The organism is Nonomuraea sp. NPDC050451, assembly GCF_044458585.1.
In genome coordinates this window covers 710,121-734,544 of sequence record NZ_JBITHZ010000001.1, presented here as the reverse complement: position 1 = coordinate 734,544, position 24,424 = coordinate 710,121, and the positions used below count along the sequence as shown (strand labels likewise).

The window sequence follows — 24,424 nt, the reverse complement described above, 5'->3', positions numbered from 1 at the left end:
ATCAGTCCTCAACTTACGGACCTGGGCAAGCACGCTTAATCTGCATCGAGTGAAGCGCTTTACGGTCTCCCTCGCCACGGTGCTCCTCCTCGCCGGTTGCGGCGCCTCCGCACGGCCTTCCCCGCCACCCGCGACGCCCCCGGCGGGAGTGTCCGTCTCACTGGCGCAATGGCGTTCGGACGAGCCCGTGCACGCGCTGGAGGTGGCCGTCCGCAATACCCAGGACACACCGGTCTATTTCGCCGACGTCCAGCTCGTCACGCCGTCATTCAGAACCCTGCCGGCGCAAAGGACCGACGCCACCATCAAGAAGACCGAGCGGACGGACCTGCGCATCACGTACGGGGCCGCCAACTGCCTCCCCCAGGGGCTGCCCCAAGTCCAGCCTGCCACAGTCGTGGCGCACGTCAGCACCGGCTCCGAGCAGCCGCGGAAGGTGGTCTTCAGCGTCCCCCACCCCGACCCGCTGCTGGCCAGGCTGCTGCGCGACGAGTGCTCGGAGTTCCTGATCAAGGAGGCGGCGGACATCGAGTTCGGCCCGGAGTGGAAGGACGTCGACAAGGCCATGCGGGGCAACCTGGTGATCACCCGGCGCGGGAAAGGCGCCGTCACCGTGACCGACATGGGCGGGACCACCCACTTCATCGTCACACCCGAGCACCGGCCCCTGGGCGTGCTGGCCGCCGGTCAGCAGCGGCTGGAGGTGCCGATCGCGCTCACCCCCGGCCGCTGCGACCCCCACGCGTTCGCCGAGGCCAAGAAGGCCTTCCTGTTCCCCGTACGGGCCAGCATCGACGGGGGTCAGGAGCGCGTGGTCATCGTGGTGCCGCCCAAGCCGCTGCAGGACCGCCTCATCCCCTGGGCGATGAAGACGTGCGGCCTGGGTTCCTAGCCCTCGATCTTGCCCGTGCGGTACTCCAGCGCCTTGCCGGGGTACTTGTTGTCGTCGCCGTACTGGTAGACGCCGATCGTGGCCACCGCCGGGTCACCGGCGTCGTTGAACTCGACCGGGCCGCTGAGGCCGTCGTAGTCGATGTCCTTGCCGGCCTTGAGCAGGTCGACGCACTCCTTGAAGCTCTTGCACTTCTCGCCGCCCTTGCTCACCTCGGGCAGCTTGGCGGCGATGGACGCGCCGGAGTCGTCCTTGGCCGCCTCGGCGGCCAGCGCGATCAGGTTCGCCGCGTCGTACGACTCGGCCGCGTACGTGAAGTCGGTGAGCTTGGGGTCGAGCTCCTGCAGCTTCTTCCTGAACTCCTCGGGCGCCTCGGCGCCGGGGATGGTGCCCTTGACGCCCTTGAGCGTGCCCTTGGGCATCTTCAGGTAGTTGGTGTTCGACATGTTGCCGTCCACCATGTACCACTTGTACTTGTCCGCCGTCAGGCCCTGCTTGACCAGCTCGGCCACGACCTTGGCGCCCTCCTCAAACCCGATCAGCACGATCGCCTTCGGGTTCTTCGCCTTGATCTTGGCCACGTCGGCCGAGAAGTCGGCCGCCTTCGGGTCGTAGTCGACCCGCTCCACGACGCCGGCGCCGGCCTCCTCGGCGGTCTTGGTGACCTGGTCGGCCAGGCCGGAGCCGTAGGAGTCCTGCATGGCCAGGATGCCGATGGTGTCGTTGCCGTCGGCGGCGATCAGGTCTCCGAGCACGCGGCCCTGGAGCTTGTCCGGCGGAGCCGTACGGAAGTACAGGCCCTTGTCGCTGATCGTGGTGAACTTGTCCGAGGTGTTGGCCGGCGAGAACTGCACCACGCCCGCACCCGTGATCTTGTCGATGATCGACTCGGACACCGACGACGACGCGGCGCCGATGATGGCGTCGGCCTTCTGCGCCAGCAGCTTGTCCACCGACTGCGAGGCGATGTTCGTGCTCGTGTCACCCGAGTCCGTGTGGACCTTGGTGATCGGCTTGCCGAGCACGCCACCGGCCTCGTTGATCTCCTTGACGGCCTGGTCCACGCCGGCGAACTCGGGCGGGCCGAGGAAGGCGAGCGAGCCCGTCTGCGGCAGCACGGTGCCCAGAGTCAGCGTGCCGTCGCCCTTCGCCGCGGGAGCCGAGGAGGCCGCCGTGGACGGGGCCGCCGACTCGGACTGCTTCGCGGCCGTGTCGCCGCCGCCACCGCCACAGGCCGTCAGAGCCAGGCTCGCCGCGGCCGCGACGGCCAGCACGCGCCCCGTTGGAGCAATGCGGATCATAAAAGAGACTCCCCCTATCTCAACGAAGGAACGATCACCTTCGCTGGGTTTTCCGAGCTCAGCATGCCTGTTCGAACAGGTGATGGGGAGTTCTTACGCGGCTTTTATGCGGATTCGTAATGTCCCAAACACTCTTGGTAATGATGTGTTTCGTGTGAGTTACGGTCCTGTCAGAGCACGAGACAGCCCAGACCCGGAAATTTCCGGATCTGGGCTGTCATGGGCGCCCCTCAGCCCGCGATGTTGCCCTGGCGATATTCGAGCGCCTTCGCCGCGTCGAACTTGTTGTCCGCGCCGTACTGGTAGACCCCGATCGTCGCCACCGACGGGTCGCCCACCTCGTTGAAGTCGACCGGCCCGCTGACACCCTCGTAGTCGATGTCCTTACCGGCCTTGAGCAGGTCCACGCACTCCTTGAAGCCGGTGCACTTGTCCCCGCCCTTGCTCACTTCCACCAGTTTCGCCGCGATGGCCGCCCCCGAATCGTCCTTGGCCACCTCGGCCGCCAGCGCGATCAGCATCAAGGCGTCGTACGACTCCGCCGCGTACGTGAACTCGGTCAGCTTGGGATTGACCGCCAGCAGCCGCTTCTGGAACGCCTCGGGCGCCGCCGCGCCGGGCAGCGTGCCCTTGACGTCCTTGAGCGTGCCCTTCGGGGCCCTGACGAAGTTGGTGTTCGACATGTTGCCGTCCACCATGTACCACTTGTGCTTGTCCGCCGTCAGGCCCTGCTTGACCAGCTCCGCCACGACCTTCGCCGTCTCCTCGAACCCGATCAGCACGATGCCCTTCGGGTTCTTCGCCTTGATCTTGGCCACGTCCGCGGAGAAGTCGGCCGCCTTCGGGTCGTAGTCGACCCGCTCGACGACCTCGCCACCACCGTCGGTGACGGTCTTCTGCACCTGGTCGGCCAGACCCGTGCCGTAGGAGTCCTGCATGGCCAGGATGCCCACCGTGTCGTTGCCGTCGGCCACCACGAGGTCACCCAGCACCCGACCCTGCAGCTTGTCCGGCGGAGCCGTGCGGAAGTAGAGCCCCCGGTCGTTGATCGTGGTGAACTTGTCCGAGGTGTTCGCCGGCGAGAACTGCACGACCCCCGCCCTGGTGATCTTGTCGAGGATCGACTCCGACACCGACGAGGACGCCGCGCCCACGATCGCGTCCACCTTCTGCGTCAGCAGCTTGTCGGCCGACTGCGAGGCGATGTTCGTGGTGGTGTCACCCGAGTCGGTGTCGTACTTGGTGATCGGCTTGCCCAGCACCCCGCCCGCCTCGTTCACCTCCTTGAGCGCCAGGTTCGCGCCCGTGAACATGGGCGGGCCCAGATACGCGAGGGAACCCGTCTGCGGCAGCACCGTGCCGATCGTCAGCGTGCCGTCCCCCTTCTTCGCGGCCGCGGCCGAGGAGGGTGGAGCGGAGGCGGACCCGGCGGGGGCGGCGGTCGTGCCTCCGCCCGAACACGCGACCAGCACCAGGCACGCCGCTGTGACGGCGACCGGTAAGCGGGCGGCGGCGAGCACCGGTACGCGGATCGCTGTGGCGGCGACCGGCGCGCGGGAAATACGGATCATCGAAAGCGTCTCCGTTCGAGATGAGCGGACCTTCCGTCCGCCCATCAGTTACGCGCCGGGACACCTCCCACGAAAAGCACTCGAAGCCGGTTGGATGCCCACTCGTGACCACACCACAACCCACCGGCCCAAAAGAGCTGATATACGCCTTTTTCAGCCCCGCTCGGCCGCGTCGTCTATAACGATCTGAGCAACCTCACGCATGCTCAACCGCCGATCCATCGACGCCTTCTGGATCCACCTGAACGCCTGCGGCTCACTCCAGCCGTGCTGCGTCATCAGCTGACCCTTGGCCCGCTCCACCAGCTTCCTGGTCTCCAGCCGCTCAGACAGGCTCGACACCTCGGCCGCCAGCGCCACCATCTCCTCGTGCCTGCTGACCGCCATCTCGATCGCCGGCACCAGATCCGCCTTCGTGAACGGCTTGACCAGATAGGCCATCGCCCCCGCGTCCCTGGCCCGCTCGACCAGGTCACGCTGGGAGAACGCGGTCAGGATCAGGCACGGGGCGATCCGCTCGGCCACGATCCGCTCGGCCGCCGAGATGCCGTCGAGCACGGGCATCTTCACGTCCAGGATCACGAGGTCCGGCCTCAGCTCGGCGGCCAGCCGGATCGCCTGCTCACCGTCCCCGGCCTCGCCCACGACGACGTAGCCGTCCTCCTGGAGCATCTCCTTGAGGTCGAGGCGGATCAGGGCCTCGTCTTCCGCGATCACTACTCGCCGCTGCGTACTCACGAGCAGAAGAGTACCGATGTCCGGTAGATTAGATCCACGCCAGGTCGGAGCAGCTTCTGGTTGGGCTAAGATTCGACCAAGCGATACCCATGAGTCCGATATTCCGGACTCATGCCCCGGTACCCCAATTGGCATGAGGGAGCGGATTCAAAACCCGTACAGTGTGGGTTCGAGTCCCACCCGGGGCACCAACCAACCGCCCGGCCCGTTCGGCCGGGCGGTTTTGTCGTACCCGGGTGCGACACTCTCCGCATGTATGACCTCGCCGTCCGTGACGAAGCGCTCCGCCTGCTCGCCTCGGGACTCAGCATCAGCGAGACGAGCCGCCAGACCGGCATCAGTCCCCCCACGATCCATCGGTGGCGTAACCGCCCGGCGTATGAATCTCCGATGACCGGCACCTGCCCGCGTTGTGCACTGCAACCTCATTCCCCCGCTCCTGCCGACAGTTATGCCTACCTGCTGGGCCTCTATCTCGGCGACGGCTGCATCTGCTGGGTCGGCGATCGGTCCAAGCAGGTCTGGGCCCTGCGGATTGCGTGCGCCAACAGGTGGCCCGGCCTCGTCCAAGAATGCATCGAAGCCCTCCAGGCCATTCGGCCGACCAACAAAGTCCGCGTGCGGCAACTCCAAGGATGCAAAGACGTCAACTCCTACTCCAAGCACTGGCCGCACCTGTTCCCCCAGCACGGCCCCGGTAAGAAGCATGAGCGCGCCATCGTCCTCGAGCCATGGCAGCGGGAGATCGTCTCGGCGCATCCTGGGAGATTCGTCCGAGGGCTGATCCACTCCGATGGCTGCCGGGGCATGAATCGGGTCCGCCGCGTCCTGCCCAGCGGCGTCCGCTGGTACGAATATCCTCGCTACCACTTCAAGAACGAGTCCCCCGACATCCTCGCCCTCTGCGGTGAGGCGCTAGATCTGCTCGGCGTGGCCTGGCGCTTCAACAACCGCAACGAGCTCTCGGTCGCCCGGCGGGAGGCGGTGGAGTTGCTCGATCTTCACGTCGGCCCGAAATACTGACCGGTCACCAGGGCACGATCCCGGCGTCGTCGAAGAAGCCGCCCGTGGGGCCGTCGGGGCCGAGGGTGGCCAGGCGGATGATGACGGCGGCTCCGTCCGCGGCCGTGCGCGTGAGCTCGTACGGCAGGTCCCTGGTGAGGTCGGTGGCGCAGGCGCCCGGGGCGGCCGCGTTGACGAGGATGCCTTCCTCGCGCAGCTCCTTGGCGTACTGGACGGTCAGGGAGTTGAGCGCGGTCTTGGACACGGGATAGGTGGCCGAGGGCGGCAGGGCCGACATGTAGTGGCCGGGGTCGGTGTGGTGGGCGAGGGAGCCGACGCCGCTGGAGACGTTCACGATGCGGGCCGCCGGTGAGCGTCTGAGCAGGGGGAGCATGGCGTTGGTGACCATGAGGACGCCGACGACGTTCGTCTCGAACACCTCCCGGACGGTCCGCGGGGACATGGCGCTGGGCGGGTCTCCCATGGGGCCCGAGATGCCGGCGTTGTTGACCAGCACGTCGAGGCGGGTGAGCGTGGCGGCGGCGGCGTCGATCGTGGCCGGGTCGGTGACGTCCAGCAGGACGGGGCGCACGTCGCCGCCCTCGGCTCTGAGCCGGGCGGCGGCCTCCTCCCCGCGCGCCCGTTCGCGGGAGCCGAGCAGCACCGTCATGCCCTTGCGCGCGAGCCCCGCGGCGACCTCGTATCCGATGCCCTTGTTCGCCCCGGTCACCAGGGCTGTGGTCTTGTCCGTCATGTCGGGAAGCACACCACTGCCGGCCGTTCCGGGGCCAACACCGGGTGGGTGATGGGCCATACCCTGAGGGTATGGAAACGCGCGAGCTGGCCTATTTCGCCGCCGTCGCGGAGGAGCTGCACTTCGGGCGGGCGGCCGAGCGGCTGGGCATGGCGCAGCCGCCGCTGTCGAGGGCGATCCAGAAGCTGGAGCGGCGGCTCGGGGTGACGTTGTTCGACCGGTCTGGGCGGCGGATCTCGCTGACTCCGGCGGGCGAGGTGCTGGCCAGGGAGGCGGCCAAGGTCCTCGACGCGGTGGCCGCCGCGACGGTGCGCACGCAGCGGGCGGGGCGCGCAGTGCCCCGGCTGGTGGTGGCGATGAAGGCGGGCGGCGACGGCGGCCTGTTGCCGGAGATCCTCGCCGCCTACCATGCCCATCCGGACGCCGTCGAGGTGGACCTGGTCCTGTGCGCGGTGACGGAGCGGGCGCGGATGCTGCGTGACGGCACGGCCGACGTGGCGTTCCTGCACAGCCCGTACGAGGATCTGACGGGCTTCGACAGCGAGCCGCTCCGGGAGGAGGGCAGCGTGGCGATCGTCTGGCCCGGGCACCGGCTGGCGACGCGGTCCTTCGTGAGCCTGGCCGAGCTGGAGGACGACCCGACGCCGTGCTGGCCGGGCCGGCATTCCGACCTGAGCGATCCCTCCATGCTGATGCAACTGGTGGCGTTGGGGCGGTTGATCGCGGTGGTCCCGGAGTCGGTGCGGGAGCACCTGCGGCGGGATCTGGTGTGCGTGCCGGTGCTCGACGGCGCGCCGACGACGGTCGTGCTGGCGTGGCCGGAGGGGACACGGTCGCGTGCGCTGGCGGCGTTCGTCCACACGGCGACGACGGTCGCGGCCCGGCACGCCGCCGCCGCGAACGGGGATCACCTGGGCAAAGCCACGATTGAGGAGCTTTCGGGATCGCTCCCACCGGGAATAGCCGTCTCAAGATCGATGCAGACGGAGGTGGGGCGGCATGCCGTTGAGCGTGGCGGCGAGGGAGGCGTTCCTGGCGGAGCCGCACATCGCGAGCCTGGCGGTGGAGACGGGTGACGGGCGCGCGCCGCTGATCGTGCCCGTCTGGTACGACTACGTCCCCGGCGGCGAGATCCGTTTCCTGACGGACGGCGATTCGCGCAAGGCCAAGCTGATCGCGAAGGCGACCAGGTTCTCGATGCTGGTGCAGCGGGACAGCCCGACCTACCGGTACGTGTCCGTCGAAGGGCCCGTCGTGCACTCGGGCCCCACGACGCTGGAGGACCTGACGCGCATCTCCTCCCGCTACCTGCCGCCCGACGCGGTGGAGGGATACGTGCAGGGCTCGGACCTGCACGTGCTCATGACGTTCCGGATGCGACCCGAGCATTGGCTCTCCGCCGACCTGGGCGCTCTCGGCTGAGCCGGAAACGGTATTTTTGGGCCCGTGACTGCTATCGATCCCACCTCGACCGGCGCGTTCGGCGTCGGCCTCGCGACCATCGCCGCCGACGGCACCGTACTCGACACCTGGTTCCCCGCCCCCGAGCTGGGCGACGCGCCCGCGACGGGGACCGAGCGGCTCTCCGCCGGCGAGGCCGGTGAGCTGGCCGAGCTGACGGGTCCCGACGCGGCGCGGGGCGTGGAGGTGGTGGCGGTGCGCACCGGCATCGCCAAGCTCTCCGAGGCGCCCGTGGACGCCCACGACGTCTACCTGCGGCTGCACCTGTTGTCCGCGCGCCTGGTCAGGCCGCACGGGGTCAACCTGGACGGCGTCTTCGGCCTGCTCGCCAACGTCGTGTGGACCAATTTCGGTCCCTGCCCGGTGCCGGACTTCGAGCGGACGCGCCTGCGGCTGCGGGCGAGGGGCGCGGTGACGGTGTACGGGGTGGACAAGTTCCCGCGGATGGTGGACTACGTGCTGCCTTCCGGCGTGCGGGTGGCCGACGCGGACCGGGTGCGCCTGGGCGCCCACCTGGCGAGCGGCACCACGGTCATGCACGAGGGCTTCGTGAACTTCAACGCCGGCACGCTGGGCGCCTCCATGGTCGAGGGCCGCATCTCGGCCGGCGTGCTCGTCGGCGACGGCTCCGACGTGGGCGGCGGCGCCTCGATCATGGGGACGCTGTCCGGCGGCGGCAAGCAGGTCATCTCGATCGGCGAACGCTGCCTGCTCGGCGCCAACGCGGGCATCGGCATCTCGCTGGGGGACGACTGCGTGGTGGAGGCCGGCCTCTACGTGACGGCGGGCACGAAGGTCACGCTCCCGGACGGCACGGTGGTGAAGGCGGCCGAGCTGTCCGGCTCGAACGGGGTCCTGCTGCGCCGCAACTCCCAGTCGGGCGCCGTGGAGGCGGTGCCGCGCACGGGCGGCGGCATCGAACTCAACGCGGCCCTGCACGCCAACTGATCCACTGACCCATACTCCGGGCGGCGCCCAGCAGCGCCGCCCGCCGTGCACCGACGGACCCGCTGATCCCGCAGGCGGCGCCCACCCATCGACGCCGCCCGCCCTACCCAGCGCGCCACCCGAAGGACGCGCCGCCGTGGCCTCGCTACACCCTGCACGGCCAGGGCACGGCGCGCGGTCAAGCGGAAAACCAAGGAGGTGGCTCACGGCGCGCCGTTGCGGCGGCGCGCCGGTGAGGCGGGTAAGCGTCCCCCTGGAAGGCCCTCAGCCACGGTCGGTGGTTGGTGCCGACCGTGGCCAGCCGTAAAAACTTAAAAGCCCCCGCCACAGTCGGCGGTTGGTGCCGACCGTGGCCGGTCGTAAAGAATCCCAAAAACCTCAGCCACGGGCGGGTGGCCGCCGTGCATGGCCGACTATGAAAGTCAGTGCGCGTGGGAGACCGCGGAGCCGATGGTGTGGACGCGCAGGGCGTTGGTGGAGCCCGGGGTGCCGGGAGGCGAGCCGGCCACGATGACCACCTTGTCGCCCTTCTCCAACCGCCCGGACGACAGCAGCGACGCCTCCACCTGCCGCACCATGTCGTCGGTGTGGTGCACGAACGGCACGTGGAACGTCTCCACCCCCCACGTCACCGACAGCTGCCCCCGCACGTGCGGCGACGAGGTGAACGCCAGCAGCGGGATCGGCGAGCGGTAGCGGGCCAGGCGGCGGGCCGTCTCGCCCGACATCGTGAAGGCCACCAGCGCCTTGGCCCCGACGACGGCCCCCACCTCGGCCGCCGCGCGCGCGATGGCGCCGCCGGTGGTCTCCGGCATGCGCTCCAGCTTGTGGGTGGCGTGCAGGGACGTCTCCTCGGCGGCGCAGGCGATGCGGTCCATCGTGGAGACGGACTCGATCGGGTAGTTGCCGACCGACGTCTCGCCCGACAGCATGACCGCGTCGGCGCCGTCCATGACCGCGTAGGCCACGTCGGAGGCCTCGGCCCGGGTGGGGCGCGGGGCGTTCATCATCGAGTCGAGCATCTGGGTGGCCACGATGACCGGGTGGGCCTTCTCGCGGCAGAGCTCGATGATGCGTCGCTGGACGATCGGCACCTGCTCCAGCGGCAGCTCGACGCCGAGGTCGCCGCGGGCGACCATGATGCCGTCGAAGGCGTCGACGATCTCGGGGAGGCGGTCGACGGCCTGCGGCTTCTCGATCTTGGCGATCAGCGGCAGGCGTACGGCCTCCTGCTCCATGATGTTGCGCACCACGTCGGCGTCGGACGGGCGGCGGACGAAGGACAGGGCGATCATGTCGAAGCCGGTGCGCAGCGCCCAGCGCAGGTCGGCCTCGTCCTTGTCGGTCAGGGCGGGGGCGCTGACGTTGACGCCGGGCAGGTTGAGGCCCTTGTTGTCGGAGATCATGCCGCCGATGACGACACGGGTGGTGATGCGCTCACCGTCGACGCGGGTGGCCTCGAGCACGAGGCGGCCGTCGTCGACGAGGATCGTGTCACCGGGGCGCACGTCGTTCGGCAGCCCCTTGTAGGTGGTGGAGACCTGCTCGCGGTCGCCCGGGACGTCTTCGGTGGTGATGGTGAAGACGTCGCCGAAGCCCAGCCTGACGGGGCCCTCCTCGAACGTGCCGACACGGATCTTGGGGCCCTGCAGGTCGGCGAGCACGCCTACGCCGCGGCCGAGGTCGGCCGCCACCTCCCTGACCCGGTCGTAGACCTCTCTGTGCATGTCATGATTGCCATGGCTGAGGTTGAACCGTGCCACGTCCATGCCTGCGGCGATCAGCTCGCGGAGGCGTTCCTTGGACGAAGTGGCGGGGCCTAGGGTGCAGACGATTTTCGCGCGACGAGTCACGAGTCCTACCTTAATTGGTACAGACCACTTGGCAGTCACTGACGACGGAGAACGTAGCCGACGTAAGAGAACAGAACGAGAACGGCGACCCCCAGACGTACCAAGTTCGTGTACTGCTCCGGGTAGATCACGCCCTCGATGTAGTTGTCGATGAATCCACTGGCGGGCAGTCCGGCCAGCCCCGCATTCCGGCGTCCCCAGTCCTCGATCACGGTGAGCGGGCACTCGACGCCGGTCACGATCGAGAGCAGGCCCCAGCCGACCACGGCCAGGTGCGCCCAGATCGTACGCCGCCAGCGCCACGCGACGAACCCGCCCACGGCCATGTAGACCAGGAACGCGAAGTGCACCACCATCGCGGCCTCCGCGATGATGCGATACATCATGGTTCGACGGTAGCCGCTTTCCAAGCGTCCACGACACCGTGCCCGAAGAAGCCGTTGTCCGCCTGGTCTCCTTCGCAGACCTGCGTGATGTCCTGGCCGTAGGCCTTGTACACGTACTGGCGGGGCGTTGGGCACGCCTTGGGGGTGGCGGTCTTGTACAGCAGGTCCTCGACGGTGGCCGGGGCCAGTTCGAGGCCGCCCTTGCCGGGCTTGCCGAAGCGGCTGATGAGGATGGCGGCGACTCCCGTGGCGTGCGGGGCGGCCATGGAGGTGCCGTCGAGGTACTGGTAGTACGCGCAGGTGCCGTTCTTGCAGTCCTTGACGACGTCGGCGCTCTTGGGCTCGCCCTTCGCGTCGATCCGCCCGGCGGCCCGCAGCACGTTTTCGGGCGCGGCTCCCAGGATCGAGCGGGTGGCCTTGGCGCCCTTGCCGTCCAGCGCGTCGCCGCCGGGCGCGGACACATCGGCCTGCTCGACGCCGTAGTCGCTGTAGATCGCCTTGCGGCCGGAGGGGCCGAGCCCGGCGACGGAGATGACGCCGGTGGACTCGGCGGGCACGTTGATGCAGGAGTTGTCGACCTGGCGCTCCTTCTTCTCGCCCACCGGGTAGCCGGGGCTCTCCTTGTCGACCTTGGGGTGGCCGAGGTCGGTGGAGCCGTTGCCGAGAGCGGAGATGAGCGTGACGCCGCGCTGGCGGGCGTAGTCGAGCGCCCGCTGCATGCCGGTGATGATGGCCGCCTGTTCGAGCTGTTCCTTGCGGGAGTCGGCCTTGTTGGCCGGGCAGTTGAACAGCCAGGGGTCGACGTAGTAGCTCATGTTCACGACGTCCACGCCGATGTCGCCGGCGTAGGTGAGCGCGTCGAGGCTGGGCTTGAGGAAGAAGAACCCGGAGTCCTGGCCGGCTCTGATGTTCACGATCTGCACGCCGGGGGCGACGCCCGCGATGCCGATGCCGTTGATCGGGGCGGCGATCGTACTGGCCACGTGGGTGCCGTGGCCGTCGTCGTCCTCGTCCACGGGGTCCTTGCAGCCGCTGACCTCGCAGGGGCCGTCGAGCGTCTCGCCGTCCTCGTCCTTGGGTTTGTCGGTGACGAAGTTGCGGCTGAGCTCGCGGTTGAAGTTGGGGGCGATGTCGGGGTGCTTGCCGTCCACGCCGGTGTCGATGACGCCGACCAGCACCTGCTTGCTGCCGGGCGCCTTGGCGTTGGCGCGGTCGGCGCCGATCATCCGCATGTCCCACTGGCGGCCGGCGAGCGGCTCTCCCGAGCCGCTCTTGGTGAACGATCTCGCGTCGGGAAAAGTCGCCGTCCGGGCCTTGGCTCCTCCGGTACGGCGGGCGACGCGGCCGACGTCGGCGAAGCCGATGCTGCGGTCCGGGGACACCCCGACGACGGACCCGTCGCCGCCCACGCTTTCGACGAACCTGCCGCCGCCACTCGTGGTGGTCAGGTAACCGAGTTTGGCGTCGTTCGCGAGCGTGGTGCCGCCGGCGCGTTCGACGGCCTGCTGTGCCTGGCGCTGCCCGCCTTCGGCGTAGAAGACGAGGTATTCGGGGCCCGCGGGGGTGGCGGGGCGGGGAGGCGTCTCCGATGTGCCGGGCGAGCAGCCGGCCATCGCGACCACGGCGGCCAGCGCTGTCAAGCCAGAGGCGACTCGCCGCATTCTTCCCCCATCCACCCAGTGCCTCAGATTCTGCATCTTCCCGACACTTACCAGGTGATGCAACTTACTGATGAAATTTCGGCCTATAGGCGGCGAAGCGGACCCCGGGCGCGGGATCCGCTTCGCCCTGGGCTCAGGCCCGTACGCCGGGCTTCGGGGCCGGCTCGGACGGAGCCTGGTCGGTCAGGCGTACGTCCCTGAGGAAGGCCAGCAGCAACGCGGCGGCCAGCAGAATCGGCCCCACCCACGCGAACACCCCGCTGATGGCGTCGGAGAAGGCGAGCTGCGTGGCGTGCCGCGCGGCCTCCGGCAGCGCCTGGATGGCCTCGGGCGTGAGAGAGCCCTGCCCCAGCGCGAGCCTGCTGCTGAAGACGCCGCCCAGCACCGCCACGCCCACCGCGCCGCCGACGCCCCGGGCGAACGTGACGGCCGAGGTCGCCGCGCCCCGGTCCGCCGCCGTGGCGCTGGTCTGCACGACCAGCAGCACGTTCTGCATGACCATGCCGAGCCCGGCCCCGAAGAGCACCATGTACGCGCCGGAGACGAACCCGCTGGTCCCGAGGTCCATGGTGGAGAACAGGAACCCGGCGATCCCGGAGAGCGCCGTCCCCGCGACCATGAACCACTTGAACCGGCCGAACCGGTGCACGAGCTGTCCCGTCAGCGTCGACGAGACGACCATCCCGACCATCATCGGGAGCAGCAGCAGCCCCGAGTCCGCCACGCTCGCCCCGGTGGCCAGCTGCAGGAACACGGGCAGGAACGTGGCCGCGCCGAGCATCGCGGTGGCCATGAGCACGACGGAGGCCACCGGGACCGTGAACATCCGCTCGCGGAACAGCCGCGGCGGCAGCACCGGCTCGGCCGCCGTCCGCTCCACCAGCACGAACAGCACGGCCAGCAGCACCGCGCCGCCGCCGAGCCCGATGACGACCGGCGAGGACCAGGCGTAGAGGGTGCCGCCCCAGGAGGCGAACAGCGTCAGGCAGGTCAGGAGCCCGGAGATGAGCACGGCGCCGAGCCAGTCGATCCGGTGCGGGGAGACGCGCTTGGGCAGCTTCAGCACGGCGAACGCCACGGCCAGCGCGATCACGCCGAGCGGCAGGTTGATGTAGAAGATCCAGCGCCAGGAGACGTGCTGGGTGAGGTAGCCGCCGAGGATCGGCCCGGCGATCGAGGCCAGCGTGAAGACCGCGCCGAAGATGCCCTGGTACTTGGCGCGTTCGCGGGGCGTGACCAGGTCACCGACGATGGTCATGGTCAGCACCATGAGACCGCCCGCCCCGATGCCCTGGAAGGCGCGGAAGGCGATGAGCTGGCCCATCGACTGCGCCAGCCCGCACAGGGCCGAGCCGAGGACGAACAGGACGATGGCCGACAGGTAGAGGTTCTTGCGGCCGTACATGTCGCTGAGCTTGCCGTAGAGGGGCGTGGCGATGCCCGAGGTAAGGGCGAACGCGGTGACCAGCCACGACAGGCTCTCCAGGCCGTGCAGCTCGCCCACGATGGTCGGCATGGCCGTCGCCACGACGGTCTGGTCGACGGCGGCCAGGAACATGGTGAGCATGAGTGAGCCCATGCTCACCCAGAGTGAGCGCCGAGGTGCGGCCTCGGCCGTGGTTGTGGATAGCCGTCTCCTTGCTTCTTTCGCGAGGGCAGGAGTGATCCGCGGCGATCGGGGGTGCCACCCCGGTCGCCGCTTTCTCTATGGGGTCAGAGTCCGTTCTCGAGCAGCGTGAACGCCTCTTCCAGCAGGTCCTCCACCGAGCCGCCGCCGGCCGTCGCCTCCTGGATCGCCGAGATGGCCGCGCCGAACGACGCCACGATGAGCAGCCTGGCGTGCATGGGGCTGGTGACGCCCGGACGGCTCCTGACGGCCTCGAAGACCGTTTCCATGATCTTCGTCTCGTCGGCCGCCCTGGCCTTGGCGGCCAGTTCGGGGTGGCGCTTGCGCAGCTCCATGAACGGCTCCATGTCCGTCCAGATCCGCTGACTCCGGACGGCGAAGGTCCGCATCACCGTTTTCAGCGCCTGAAAGGCGGGCTCGTCGGCGGGCCTTTCCGTGAGCATGCCGACGAGCTCCTCAGGGTGCCAGAGAGGCTCCATGACGAGCGCCTCTTCCTTGGAGGCGAAGTAGTTGAAGAAGGTGCGCGGCGAGATGTCGGCCGCCGCGCTGATCGCCTCCACGGTCGCGGCTTCGATCCCCTCGTCGAGCGCGATCTTCACGGCGGCCCGCCTGATGGCCTGCCGCTTCTCGGCCCGCCGACGGTCTCGACGCTGCTGCGGACTCTCCATACCTTGCACTGTACGCAACTCTTGCACTCACTGCAAGACTTGCAGGGAGTGCAATTCCTCGGACATGCCGAAGGCGCCCGCCGTACGGGGGGCGCCTTCAAGACACGCAGGTCAGCGGGTTAGGTCGAGCTTGACGCCGCCCAGCATGACCTGGCGCGGCATCGGCCGGGCCAGGAACTCGTGCGGGAAGCCGAGATCCACCCGGCTGACCTCCTCCAGCGCGGCCAGCTGGCTGTCGCTGAAGCGCACGTCCAGGGCCCCCAGATTGTCCTCCAGCTGCGCAAGCGTGCGCGCCCCCACGATGGGCGCCGTGACGCCGGGGTTGAGCGTCGTCCAGGCCAGCGCGACCTGCGACGGCCTGACCCCGAGCTCGCCGGCGACCTGCTTCACCACGTCGGCGATGTCCAGGGCGCGCCCGGTCAGCGACCCGTTGGCCGCCGCGACGTTCTTGCGCGAGCCGGACGGGTCGGCGGAGACCTCCTGGGCGAGGTCGTCCCGGCTGTACTTGCCGGTCAGCACCCCACTCGCCAGGGGCGACCACGGGATGACGCCCAGCCCCATCTCCCGCGCCATCGGGATGAGGTCCCGCTCGACGGTCCGCTCGACCAGGCTGTACTCGATCTGGAGGGCGATCAGCGGCGCCCACCCGCGCAGGTCGGCGATGGCCTGCATGCGCGACACCTGCCAGGCGGGCACGTCGGAGATGCCCACGTAGAGCACCTTGCCCGCCCTGACCAGGTCGTCCATGGCCCGCAGGATCTCCTCCACCGAGGTGGTGAAGTCCCAGGCGTGCAGGTAGAGCAGGTCGATGAAGTCGGTGTTCAACCTGCGCAGGCTCGCCTCGACCGACTGCACCATGCTCTTGCGGTGGTTGCCGCCGGAGTTCGGGTCGCCGGCCCGCCTGGCCATGGTGTACTTCGTGGCCAGCACCAGCTCCTCGCGCCGTCCCGACGCGAACTCGCCGACCAGCCTCTCCGCTGTGCCCTCCGTGTACTGGCTGGCGGTGTCGACGAAGTTGCCGCCCCGGTCCACGTACGTGTCGAAGATCCGCCGCGACTCGTCCTTGTCCGAGCCCCAGCCCCAATCCGTGCCGAACGTCATGGTCCCCAGAGCGAGCGGCGAGACGCGCAGTCCCGAGCGGCCGAGCAGGCGGTAGGTGTCAAGAGTCGTCATGCCGTCAAGGCTGCTCCGGCCGGGATCCAGGGGGAAGGGAAGGCTCTTCCTGGGACAGGCCTTCCTAGGCAGGCGAGTCGTAGGATCGAAGGGATGAACACCGTGGACCAGACCCGCGAGCTCGCCGCCTTCCTGCGCACCCGCCGCGAGCGACTGGACCCGGGTGAGGTCGCCCTGCCCGCCCGTCGCGCCCAGCGGCGCACGCCGGGCCTGCGCAGGGAGGAGGTCGCCGAGCTCGCGGGCGTCAGCGTCGACTACGTGATCCGCCTGGAGCAGGGCCGCGGGCTGCGTCCCTCGGCCGAGGTCCTGGAGGCGCTGGCCGAAGCGCTGCGGCTGAGCGAGGACGAGCGGGCCTACCTGTTCGAGCTGGCCCGCCAGCGCCCCAACCGGCAGGCGCCCGCCGCGGAGGAGGCGGGCCCGCTGGCGCGGCTCGTGCTCGACCTGTCGCCGCTGCCCGCCATGCTGCTCAACCACCGCTTCGACATCCTCGCCTGGAACCCGGAGATGGCGGGGCTGATGATGGATTTCGGCACGCTGCCGCCCGAGCAGCGCAACAGCCTGTGGCTGTGCATGCTCCACCCGGGCCTGCGCGACTTCTTCCGCGACAGGGAGCGCACGTTGCGCGAGGGCATCGCCGACCTGCGGGCCTCGTGGGCGGCCCATCCCGACGACAAGGCGCTGACCGAGCTGGTCGACGAGCTCACCGCCGGCAGCGAGGAGGTCGCCCGCCTGTGGGCGCTGCGCGACGTCCGGGTGAACGGCCGGGGCCGCAAGCGGCTGCGGCACGCCGTCAAGGGCCCGGTGACCGTCGACTACGAGGTGCTGGCCCCGATCCAGGCCCCCGGCCAGCGGCTGGTCATCTACCGCGCCGCAGACGCCGACTCCCAGCGCGTCCTCGACGCCATCGCCCGCGAATGCGCATGAAAAAGCCGGGACCGCACTGAGCGGTCCCGGCCTCTCCGAACTACACCAGCGGCCGCGCGGTCGGCAGGATCGGGTACGGCAGCGCCGTCTCCCCGGTCAGGTACCGGTCCACGCCCGAGGCTGCGGCCCGCCCCTCGGCGATGGCCCACACGATGAGCGACTGCCCGCGGCCCATGTCGCCGGCCACGAAGACGCCGTCCACCTTGGACATGTACGTCTTGTCACGCGAGACGTTGCCCCGCGCGTCGTAGAAGCCGTCACCGGCGGCCTCGGCCAGGTCCTGCAGCAGCGAGCCCTTCTCCGGGCCGAGGAAGCCCATCGACAGCGTCACCAGCTCGGCCGGGATCTCGCGCTCGGTGCCCGGGATCGGCTTGAACCCGGCCTGCGGCCCCTCGACCTCGACCAGCCGCAGCGCCCGCACGTTGCCGTCGGCGTCGCCGACGAACTCGGTCGTGGAGACCGCGTAGACCCGCTCTCCCCCGCCGTCGGCCAGCTCCTCGTGGGCGCTCTCCATCTTGAACAGGATGGGGAACGTCGGCCACGGCTGGCTGCCGGGCCTGTTCGCCGGCGGCTGGGGCATGATCTCGAGCTGGGTGACGGACGCGGCGCCCTGCCGGATCGCCGTGCCGATGCAGTCGGCGCCGGTGTCGCCGCCGCCGATCACCACGACGTGCTTGCCCTCGGCCGAGACGGGCGAGGTCTCGAAGTCGCCCTCCTGGACCTTGTTGGACAGCGGCAGGTATTCCATCGCCTGGTAGACGCCCTTGAGCTCGCGCCCGGTCACCGGCAGGTCGCGCCACTGGGTGGCCCCGCCCGACAGCACCACGGCGTCGAACTGCTCGCGCAGCTCGGCGGCGGTGATGTCGACGCCGACGTTGACGCCCGTGCGGAACTCGGTGCCCTCGGCCCGCATCTGCTCCAGGCGGCGCTCGATGTGCCGCTTCTCCATCTTGAACTCGGGGATGCCGTACCGCAGCAGGCCGCCGATCCGGTCGGCCCGCTCGAACACCACCACGTCATGCCCGGCCCTGGTGAGCTGCTGCGCGGCGGCCAGGCCCGCAGGGCCCGAGCCGACGACCGCGACCCTCTTGCCGGTCTTGACGGCCGGGGGCTGCGGGGTCACCCAGCCCTCGGCGAACGCCCGGTCGATGATCTCGACCTCGACCCGCTTGATCGCCACGGGGTCGGAGTTGATGCCGAGCACGCACGCCGCCTCGCACGGGGCCGGGCAGAGCCGGCCCGTGAACTCGGGGAAGTTGTTCGTGGCGTGCAGCCGCTCGATCGCCTCACGCCAGTCGGTGCGGAAGACGAGGTCGTTCCACTCGGGGATGAGGTTCCCGAGCGGGCAGCCGTTGTGGCAGAACGGGATGCCGCAGTCCATGCAGCGGGCCGCCTGCTTGGTCAGCTTCTCCCGCGAGAAGTCCTGGTAGACCTCGCGCCAGTCGCTGATGCGGACGTCCACGGGGCGGCGCGCCGGCAGCTCCCGGTCGTGCGTGAGAAAACCCTTCGGGTCAGCCATTCGGTTACGCCTCCCTTTAGCTTTGCACCGCGGCCGCCATGACGGCCTCGTCGATGTCCCTGCCCTCGATGCGGGCGGCCTCGGCGGCGGCCAGCACCCGCTTGTAGTCGGTCGGCATGATCTTGCCGAACCGGCCCAGCGCCGCGTCCCAGTCGGCCAGCAGCTCCTTGGCGACCGGCGAGCCGGTCTCCGCGAAGTGCTTCTCGACGGTCTCCTTGAGGAACTCGCCGTCCTCCTCGGTGAGCGTCTCGATGGCGACCATCTCGCGGTTGACCCGCTCGGACTTGAGGTCGAGCAGGTAGGCGATGCCGCCCGACATGCCGGCCGCGAAGTTGCGCCCGGTCGGGCCGAGGACGACCGCCCGGCCGCCGGTCATGTACTCGCAGCCGTGGTCGCCCACGCCCTCGACGACCGCCGTGGCTCCGGAGTTGCGCACGCAGAACCGCTCGCCCACGACGCCGCGGACGAACACCTCACCGGACGTGGCGCCGTACAGGGCGACGTTGCCGGAGATGATGTGGCCGTCGAGCGGGGCCTCCTCGTGCGGCCGGACGGTGATCCGCCCGCCGGACAGGCCCTTGCCGAGGTAGTCGTTGGCGTCGCCGGTCAGCCGCAGCGTGATGCCGCGCGGCATGAACGCGCCGAACGAGTTGCCCGCCGAGCCCGTGAACGAGATGTCGATCGTGTTGTCGGGCAGGCCCTGGCCGCCGTACCGCTTGGTCACCTGGTAGCCGAGCATGGTGCCGACCGTGCGGTTGACGTTGCGGATGGGCAGCTCCAGCGTGACCGGGGTGCCCTCGTTGATCGCACCCTCGGCGAGCTGGATCAGCGTGTTGTCCAGCGCGTGCTGCAGGCCGTGGTCCTGCTCGATGACCCTGCGCAGCGCGGTGCCCGCGGGCAGCTCGGGCTGGTGCAGGATCGGCGCCAGGTCGAGGCCGCTGGCCTTCCAGTGGTCCTCGGCCGCCGACATGTCGAGCATCTCGACGTGCCCGATCGCCTCGTCGAGCGAGCGGAAGCCCAGCTCGGCCAGGTATTCGCGGATCTCCTCGGCGATGAACTCGAAGAAGTTGACCACGAACTCCGGCTTGCCGCTGAAGCGCTTGCGCAGCTCCGGGTTCTGCGTGGCGACGCCCACGGGGCAGGTGTCGAGGTGGCAGACCCGCATCATGACGCAGCCGCTGACGACGAGGGGCGCGGTGGCGAAGCCGTACTCCTCGGCGCCGAGCAGCGCGGCGATGACGACGTCGCGGCCGGTCTTGAGCTGGCCGTCGACCTGGACGACGATGCGGTCGCGCAGGTCGTTGAGCAGGAGCGTCTGCTGGGTCTCGGCCAGGCCGAGCTCCCACGGCGCGCCCGCGTGCTTGAGCGACGTGAGCGGCGAGGCGCCGGTGCCGCCGTCGTGCCCGGAGATGAGCACCACGTCGGCGTGCGCCTTCGACACGCCCGCGGCGACCGTGCCCACGCCGACCTCGGCGACCAGCTTCACGTGGACCCTGGCCTCCGGGTTGGAGTTCTTCAGGTCGTGGATGAGCTGGGCCAGGTCCTCGATCGAGTAGATGTCGTGGTGCGGCGGCGGCGAGATGAGGCCGACGCCCGGCGTGGAGTGCCTGGTCTTGGCGATCCACGGGTAGACCTTGTGGCCGGGCAGCTGGCCGCCCTCGCCGGGCTTGGCGCCCTGAGCCATCTTGATCTGCAGGTCGGCCGCGTTCACCAGGTATTCGCTGGTGACGCCGAACCGGCCGGAGGCGACCTGCTTGATCGCGGACCTGCGGGTGGCGTCGTAGAGCCGCTCGGGGTCCTCGCCGCCCTCACCGGTGTTGGACTTGCCGCCGAGCCGGTTCATCGCGATGGCGAGCGTCTCGTGCGCCTCCATGGAGATGGAACCGTACGACATCGCGCCCGTCGAGAACCGCTTGACGATCTCCGAGGCCGGCTCGACCTCCTCGATCGGGATCGGGTCGCCCTTGCGCAGCTTGAACAGGCCGCGCAGGGTCATCAGCCGCTCCGCCTGGGAGTCCACGAGGTTCGTGTACTCCTTGAAGATCTCGTAGCGGCGGGTCCTGGTGGCGTGCTGCAGCTTGAAGACGGTCTCGGGGTTGAACAGGTGGGGCTCGCCCTCGCGCCGCCACTGGTACTCGCCGCCGACCTGGAGCCTGCGGTGGGCGTTCTCAGCACGCGGGTAGGCGTGGCGGTGGCGCTGCGCGACCTCCTCGGCCAGCACGTCGAAGCCGACGCCGCCCAGGCGGGAGGTGGTGCCGGTGAAGCAGGAGTCGATGACCTGCTGGCTCAGGCCGAGCGCCTCGAAGATCTGCGCGCCGGTGTAGGAGGCCACCGTGGACACGCCCATCTTGGACATGACCTTGATGACGCCCTTGCCGTACGCCTTGATCAGGTTGCGGACGGCCTTGCGCTTGTCCATCTCGAGCGCGCCGGTGTCGACCAGGTCCTCGATGGTCTCGATCGCGAGGTACGGGTTGATCGCGCCGGCGCCGTACCCGATGAGCAGCGCCATGTGGTGGCACTCGCGGGCCTCGGCGGTCTCGACCACGAGGCCGATCTTGGTGCGGGTCTTCTCCTGGATCAGGTGGTGGTGCACCGCGCCGGTCAGCAGCAGCGACGGGATCGGCGCCAGCGTCTCCGACGAGCCGCGGTCGGACAGCACGATGATCCGCGCGCCGCCGGCGATCGCCTCGGACGCCTCGGCCCTGATCTCCTCCAGGCGGCGCAGCAGCGCCTCGCCGCCGCCGGCGACCTCGTACAGGCCGCTGATGACGTACGGGTGGAAGCCCGGCAGGTCGTGTTCGTCGTTGATGTGGATGATCTTGGCGAGCTCGTCGTTGTCGATCACCGGGTACGGCAGCACGAGCTGGCGGCACGACGACGGACCCGGGTCGAGCAGGTTGCCCTCGGGACCGATGGTGCTGGCCAGCGAGGTGACCAGCTCTTCACGGATGGCGTCCAGCGGCGGGTTCGTGACCTGCGCGAACAGCTGCGTGAAGTAGTCGAACAGGAGCCGCGGCTTCTCGCTCAGCACGGCCACGGGCGTGTCGGTGCCCATGGAGCCGATCGGCTCCTGACCGGCCCTGGCCATCGGCGACAGGATGATGCGCAGCTCTTCCTCGGTGTAGCCGAAGGTCTGCTGCCGCTTGACGAGCGCCTCGTGCGTGGGGATCTCCCGCTGCCGCGCGGGCAGCTCCTCGAAGCGGACGAGCCCCGCGTGCAGCCAGTCCTCGTACGGCAGCTCGGCGGCCAGCTCGGCCTTGATCTCGTCGTCCTCGATGATCTTGCCGCGGGCGGTGTCGATGAGGAACATGCGGCCCGGCTGCAGGCGGCCCTTTCTGACCACGTCCTCGGGCTTGAAGTCGAGCACGCCGGCTTCGGAGGCCAGCACGACCAGGCCGTCGGCGGTCACCCAGAAGCGGCCGGGGCGCAGGCCGTTGCGGTCGAGCACGGCGCCGGCCAGGGTGCCGTCGGTGAACGTGATCGACGCGGGGCCGTCCCAGGCCTCCATCATCGAGGAGTGGAACTCGTAGAAGGCCCGGCGCGCGGGGTCCATCTCCGTGTGGTTCTCCCACGCCTCCGGGATCATCATCAGCACGGCGTGGGGCAGGCTCCGACCGCCGATGTGCAGGAGCTCCAGGGCCTCGTCGAAGCTGGCGGTGTCGCTGCCATCCGGGTCACAGATGGGGAAAAGTCGTGAAATATCGCCCGGGATGTGGGCGGACTCCAGCATCGCCTCGCGGGCCCGCATCCAGTTGCGGTTGCCCTTGACCGTGTTGATCTCGCCGTTGTGGGCGATGTAGCGGTACGGGTGGGCGAGCGGCCAGCTCGGGAACGTGTTGGTGGAGAAGCGCGAGTGCACCAGCGCGATCGCCGTCTCGTAACGCTCGTCGCTCAGGTCGGGGAAGAACGGCTCGACCTGGTCGGGCGTGAGCATGCCCTTGTAGACGATCGTCCTGGCGGACAGCGAGGGGAAGTAGACGTCCGCCTCGTGCTCGGACCTCTTGCGCAGGCAGAAGGCCAGCCGGTCGAGCTCCAGCCCCTCCCGGCCCTCGGGGTCGGCCACGAACAGCTGGGCGAAGTGCGGCATGACGGCCCTGGCGCTCGGCCCGGGCAGCTCGCGGTCGACCGGCAGCTCGCGCCAGCCGAGCACGGTGAGGCCCTCCTCGGCCGCGATCTCCTCGATCAGGCCGGTGGCGATGCTCCTGGCCTGCTCGTCGAACGGCAGGAAGGCGATGCCGGTCGCGTAAGCGCCGGCCGCGGGAAGCTCGAACGGCACGTTCGCGCGGTAGAACCCATCGGGGATCTGCGTCAGGATCCCGGCTCCGTCGCCGGTGTCCGGCTCGCTACCCTTGGCCCCCCGATGATCAAGATTGCACAGAGCCGTCAGCGCCTTGACCACGATCCCGTGCCCCCGGCGTCCCGCGACGTCGGCAACCATGGCGACACCGCAGGCATCATGCTCGTTGGCGGGGTGGTACAGGCCCTGGGGCTCGGGGAACCCGAGGTGGGCAGCAGGCATTGAATCCCTCCCGTCGTCATCGTCTGTCTCAAACTGCTCTACAGGCGGGGACGACGTTGGCCCTGCTGCATATCGTGGGTAGAGGTTACCGCACGCTGCCGGAATGGTGCCCGCCACGTCCGCATTGCGAACATTGGGCCACATCCCAGCATCCGAACTCCCTATCCCAAACCCCGGACGTAGGGAAAGAAATTCCCGCCACACGTCCACGATTTACGGCATGGGGAGCGATTCGTCCCCACTCCACCCCCCGCCCAAACCCCCACCCGACCAATCCGCCCGCACACCCCCGCACCCGCTCCAGATTTCACGTCGTCGCCGCCGCGATCACCCACCCCCGCGCCACCACCGACGGCGCCGAGGTTCCCCCCGCCACCCAGCACGCTCACCTTCACCATTCGCCCCTCCGCGCCGCCACCATCACCTCACCGCCTCGCCTCGCACCACCGCCCACGACCCACCAAAGCTCCCATCCACCACCACCCGCGTCCTCACGGCACCCCCGCGCCAGCAGGACCACTCAACGTCTCGCCCCCGTCCACCTCCCGACGGCGCCGGCCTTCCCACCCACACCACATCGCCCTCACGATTCGCCCTGCGCCACCACGATCGCCGCTCGGCCTCACCTCCGCGCCGCCACCGACGGCCCGCCGGACTCCCCGCGACCACGATCGCCGCACGGCCTCACCCCCGCGCGCCCACCGACGGCCCGCCGGACTCCCCGCCACCGCGCTTGCCCTCACAGCTCACTCCCGCGCCACCAGGACCATCTCAGCGCCTCACCTGCTTCACCCCTGATTGCGCCGAACTTCCCACCCACACCACGCTCGCCCTCACGATTCACCCCGCCCCCACGATCGCCGCACCACCTCACCCTGCGGCCCCGCTGGACTTCCCACGCACCACCACGCTCGCCGTCACCGTTCACCCCCTGCTCCGCCGATCACCGCACCACCTCATCCCCGCGATCCGACTGGACTTCCCCACCCATCCACCACGCTCGCCGTCACCGTTCACCCCTGCTCCGCCGATCACCCACCCAGGGTCGCCCGCTTTCCCTGCCATCACTTGTTGCAACCCCCGCCGACGCCGCGATGGCCTCCCTCACACCCGAGTCACCTGGGAGCGCCATGACCACGAAAGGGCGGGGAGGCCGCCCCGCACGACCGCGTGGCCGGTCGTGGCCAGGCGAGCACCGCCGCACGTGCCCGCCCACCCAGGGCTGTCCACCCTCGCACCTCGATAGGGTTGCCCTCGTGACTCCTCCGCTCCTCGAAGGGAGCGGCTTCTCGCCAAGCCGCCCGCGCAGCGTCGCGAAGGTTGATCGACGCGCCGACATCGGCATGCGCACGGTACCTGCGACGAGAGCACACGGCGGCCCTGCGCACGAGCACCACCAGGAACACCGCCCGACCCGCGCCCAG

At 69.6% G+C, this 24,424-nt stretch carries 18 protein-coding genes and 1 tRNA gene; 7 read left to right on the top strand and 12 right to left on the bottom strand.

The window, feature by feature from the left end:
* The first annotated feature begins 49 nt into the window (after nt 1–49).
* A complete protein-coding gene (locus ACIBI9_RS03265; RefSeq protein ID WP_397220277.1) occupies nt 50–892 on the top strand; it encodes a hypothetical protein in 843 nt (280 codons plus the stop codon).
* Here ACIBI9_RS03265 and ACIBI9_RS03260 read toward each other — a convergent pair.
* The 3 genes from ACIBI9_RS03260 to ACIBI9_RS03250 all read right to left on the bottom strand — a co-directional run bounded on the left by ACIBI9_RS03260 (nt 889) and on the right by ACIBI9_RS03250 (nt 4,502).
* Nucleotides 889–2,193: an ABC transporter substrate-binding protein gene (locus tag ACIBI9_RS03260; protein ID WP_397220276.1), complete on the bottom strand. Its 1,305-nt coding sequence runs from the start codon at nt 2,191–2,193 to the stop codon at nt 889–891. The genes ACIBI9_RS03265 and ACIBI9_RS03260 overlap by 4 nt on opposite strands.
* A 230-nt stretch (nt 2,194–2,423) precedes the next feature.
* Nucleotides 2,424–3,764 carry an ABC transporter substrate-binding protein gene (locus ACIBI9_RS03255; protein WP_397220275.1) on the bottom strand — a complete coding sequence of 447 codons (1,341 nt, stop codon included), beginning with the start codon at nt 3,762–3,764 and terminating at the stop codon, nt 2,424–2,426.
* A 153-nt stretch (nt 3,765–3,917) separates the two neighbouring features.
* Nucleotides 3,918–4,502: a response regulator gene (locus tag ACIBI9_RS03250; protein WP_364832690.1), complete on the bottom strand. Its 585-nt coding sequence runs from the start codon at nt 4,500–4,502 to the stop codon at nt 3,918–3,920.
* A 113-nt stretch (nt 4,503–4,615) separates the two neighbouring features.
* On the opposite strand from ACIBI9_RS03250, the gene ACIBI9_RS03245 reads away from it, so the two are divergent.
* Nucleotides 4,616–4,693, top strand: a tRNA-Leu gene (locus ACIBI9_RS03245).
* 61 nt (nt 4,694–4,754) lie between these two features.
* Nucleotides 4,755–5,525 (top strand): helix-turn-helix domain-containing protein, encoded by a 771-nt coding sequence (locus ACIBI9_RS03240; RefSeq protein WP_397220274.1) that lies wholly within the window; start codon nt 4,755–4,757, stop codon nt 5,523–5,525.
* A gap of 4 nt (nt 5,526–5,529) precedes the next feature.
* Here the strand turns inward: ACIBI9_RS03240 and ACIBI9_RS03235 are convergent, their stop codons facing one another.
* Nucleotides 5,530–6,258 (bottom strand): SDR family oxidoreductase, encoded by a 729-nt coding sequence (locus ACIBI9_RS03235; protein WP_397220273.1) that lies wholly within the window; start codon nt 6,256–6,258, stop codon nt 5,530–5,532.
* Nucleotides 6,259–6,329: 71 nt separating this feature from the next.
* Between ACIBI9_RS03235 and ACIBI9_RS03230 the strand changes: the two genes are divergently transcribed.
* The 3 genes from ACIBI9_RS03230 to dapD are packed head-to-tail and all read left to right on the top strand — an operon-like array spanning nt 6,330 to nt 8,667.
* Nucleotides 6,330–7,334: a LysR family transcriptional regulator gene (locus tag ACIBI9_RS03230; protein WP_397220272.1), complete on the top strand. Its 1,005-nt coding sequence runs from the start codon at nt 6,330–6,332 to the stop codon at nt 7,332–7,334.
* Nucleotides 7,258–7,680 (top strand): pyridoxamine 5'-phosphate oxidase family protein, encoded by a 423-nt coding sequence (locus tag ACIBI9_RS03225; protein WP_397220271.1) that lies wholly within the window; start codon nt 7,258–7,260, stop codon nt 7,678–7,680. Before ACIBI9_RS03230 ends, ACIBI9_RS03225 begins: the two co-directional genes overlap by 77 nt.
* A gap of 24 nt (nt 7,681–7,704) precedes the next feature.
* Entirely contained in the window at nt 7,705–8,667 is a 963-nt protein-coding gene (dapD, locus tag ACIBI9_RS03220) for a 2,3,4,5-tetrahydropyridine-2,6-dicarboxylate N-succinyltransferase (protein WP_397220270.1), read from the top strand.
* A 422-nt stretch (nt 8,668–9,089) separates the two neighbouring features.
* Here the strand turns inward: dapD and pyk are convergent, their stop codons facing one another.
* The 6 genes from pyk to ACIBI9_RS03190 form a co-directional block, all read right to left on the bottom strand.
* Entirely contained in the window at nt 9,090–10,520 is a 1,431-nt protein-coding gene (pyk, locus tag ACIBI9_RS03215; protein WP_397220269.1) for a pyruvate kinase, read from the bottom strand.
* Between the two features lie 35 nt (nt 10,521–10,555).
* Nucleotides 10,556–10,906, bottom strand: a complete 351-nt coding sequence (locus ACIBI9_RS03210) for a DUF2784 domain-containing protein (protein WP_397220268.1) — start codon at nt 10,904–10,906, stop codon at nt 10,556–10,558.
* Nucleotides 10,903–12,567: a S8 family peptidase gene (locus ACIBI9_RS03205; protein WP_397220267.1), complete on the bottom strand. Its 1,665-nt coding sequence runs from the start codon at nt 12,565–12,567 to the stop codon at nt 10,903–10,905. The genes ACIBI9_RS03210 and ACIBI9_RS03205 overlap by 4 nt, the downstream gene beginning before the upstream one ends.
* A gap of 133 nt (nt 12,568–12,700) precedes the next feature.
* Nucleotides 12,701–14,134: an MDR family MFS transporter gene (locus ACIBI9_RS03200; protein WP_397220266.1), complete on the bottom strand. Its 1,434-nt coding sequence runs from the start codon at nt 14,132–14,134 to the stop codon at nt 12,701–12,703.
* Nucleotides 14,135–14,280: 146 nt separating this feature from the next.
* Entirely contained in the window at nt 14,281–14,862 is a 582-nt protein-coding gene (locus ACIBI9_RS03195; RefSeq protein WP_397220265.1) for a TetR/AcrR family transcriptional regulator, read from the bottom strand.
* Between the two features lie 111 nt (nt 14,863–14,973).
* Nucleotides 14,974–16,035, bottom strand: a complete 1,062-nt coding sequence (locus tag ACIBI9_RS03190; RefSeq protein WP_397220264.1) for an aldo/keto reductase — start codon at nt 16,033–16,035, stop codon at nt 14,974–14,976.
* Nucleotides 16,036–16,128: 93 nt separating this feature from the next.
* On the opposite strand from ACIBI9_RS03190, the gene ACIBI9_RS03185 reads away from it, so the two are divergent.
* Nucleotides 16,129–16,959 carry a helix-turn-helix domain-containing protein gene (locus ACIBI9_RS03185; protein ID WP_397220263.1) on the top strand — a complete coding sequence of 277 codons (831 nt, stop codon included), beginning with the start codon at nt 16,129–16,131 and terminating at the stop codon, nt 16,957–16,959.
* A 40-nt stretch (nt 16,960–16,999) separates the two neighbouring features.
* On the opposite strand, the gene ACIBI9_RS03180 is transcribed toward ACIBI9_RS03185, so the two are convergent.
* A complete protein-coding gene (locus tag ACIBI9_RS03180) occupies nt 17,000–18,478 on the bottom strand; it encodes a glutamate synthase subunit beta (protein WP_397220262.1) in 1,479 nt (492 codons plus the stop codon).
* A gap of 16 nt (nt 18,479–18,494) precedes the next feature.
* Nucleotides 18,495–23,000 carry a glutamate synthase large subunit gene (gene gltB, locus ACIBI9_RS03175; protein WP_397220261.1) on the bottom strand — a complete coding sequence of 1,502 codons (4,506 nt, stop codon included), beginning with the start codon at nt 22,998–23,000 and terminating at the stop codon, nt 18,495–18,497.
* Between the last annotated feature and the right edge of the window lie 1,424 nt (nt 23,001–24,424).

Bases quoted from the DNA above. Each gene is read 5' to 3' on its own strand.
- gltB (WP_397220261.1), bottom strand. From the start codon at position 23,000: ATGCCTGCTGCCCACCTCGGGTTCCCCGAGCCCCAGGGCCTGTACCAC.
- ACIBI9_RS03185 (WP_397220263.1), top strand. From the start codon at position 16,129: ATGAACACCGTGGACCAGACCCGCGAGCTCGCCGCCTTCCTGCGCACC.
- ACIBI9_RS03190 (WP_397220264.1), bottom strand. From the start codon at position 16,035: ATGACGACTCTTGACACCTACCGCCTGCTCGGCCGCTCGGGACTGCGC.
- ACIBI9_RS03260 (WP_397220276.1), bottom strand. From the start codon at position 2,193: ATGATCCGCATTGCTCCAACGGGGCGCGTGCTGGCCGTCGCGGCCGCG.
- ACIBI9_RS03200 (WP_397220266.1), bottom strand. From the start codon at position 14,134: ATGCTCACCATGTTCCTGGCCGCCGTCGACCAGACCGTCGTGGCGACG.
- ACIBI9_RS03210 (WP_397220268.1), bottom strand. From the start codon at position 10,906: ATGATGTATCGCATCATCGCGGAGGCCGCGATGGTGGTGCACTTCGCG.
- ACIBI9_RS03195 (WP_397220265.1), bottom strand. From the start codon at position 14,862: ATGGAGAGTCCGCAGCAGCGTCGAGACCGTCGGCGGGCCGAGAAGCGG.
- ACIBI9_RS03230 (WP_397220272.1), top strand. From the start codon at position 6,330: ATGGAAACGCGCGAGCTGGCCTATTTCGCCGCCGTCGCGGAGGAGCTG.
- ACIBI9_RS03255 (WP_397220275.1), bottom strand. From the start codon at position 3,764: ATGATCCGTATTTCCCGCGCGCCGGTCGCCGCCACAGCGATCCGCGTA.
- ACIBI9_RS03235 (WP_397220273.1), bottom strand. From the start codon at position 6,258: ATGACGGACAAGACCACAGCCCTGGTGACCGGGGCGAACAAGGGCATC.
- ACIBI9_RS03240 (WP_397220274.1), top strand. From the start codon at position 4,755: ATGTATGACCTCGCCGTCCGTGACGAAGCGCTCCGCCTGCTCGCCTCG.
- ACIBI9_RS03225 (WP_397220271.1), top strand. From the start codon at position 7,258: ATGCCGTTGAGCGTGGCGGCGAGGGAGGCGTTCCTGGCGGAGCCGCAC.
- ACIBI9_RS03180 (WP_397220262.1), bottom strand. From the start codon at position 18,478: ATGGCTGACCCGAAGGGTTTTCTCACGCACGACCGGGAGCTGCCGGCG.
- ACIBI9_RS03205 (WP_397220267.1), bottom strand. From the start codon at position 12,567: ATGCGGCGAGTCGCCTCTGGCTTGACAGCGCTGGCCGCCGTGGTCGCG.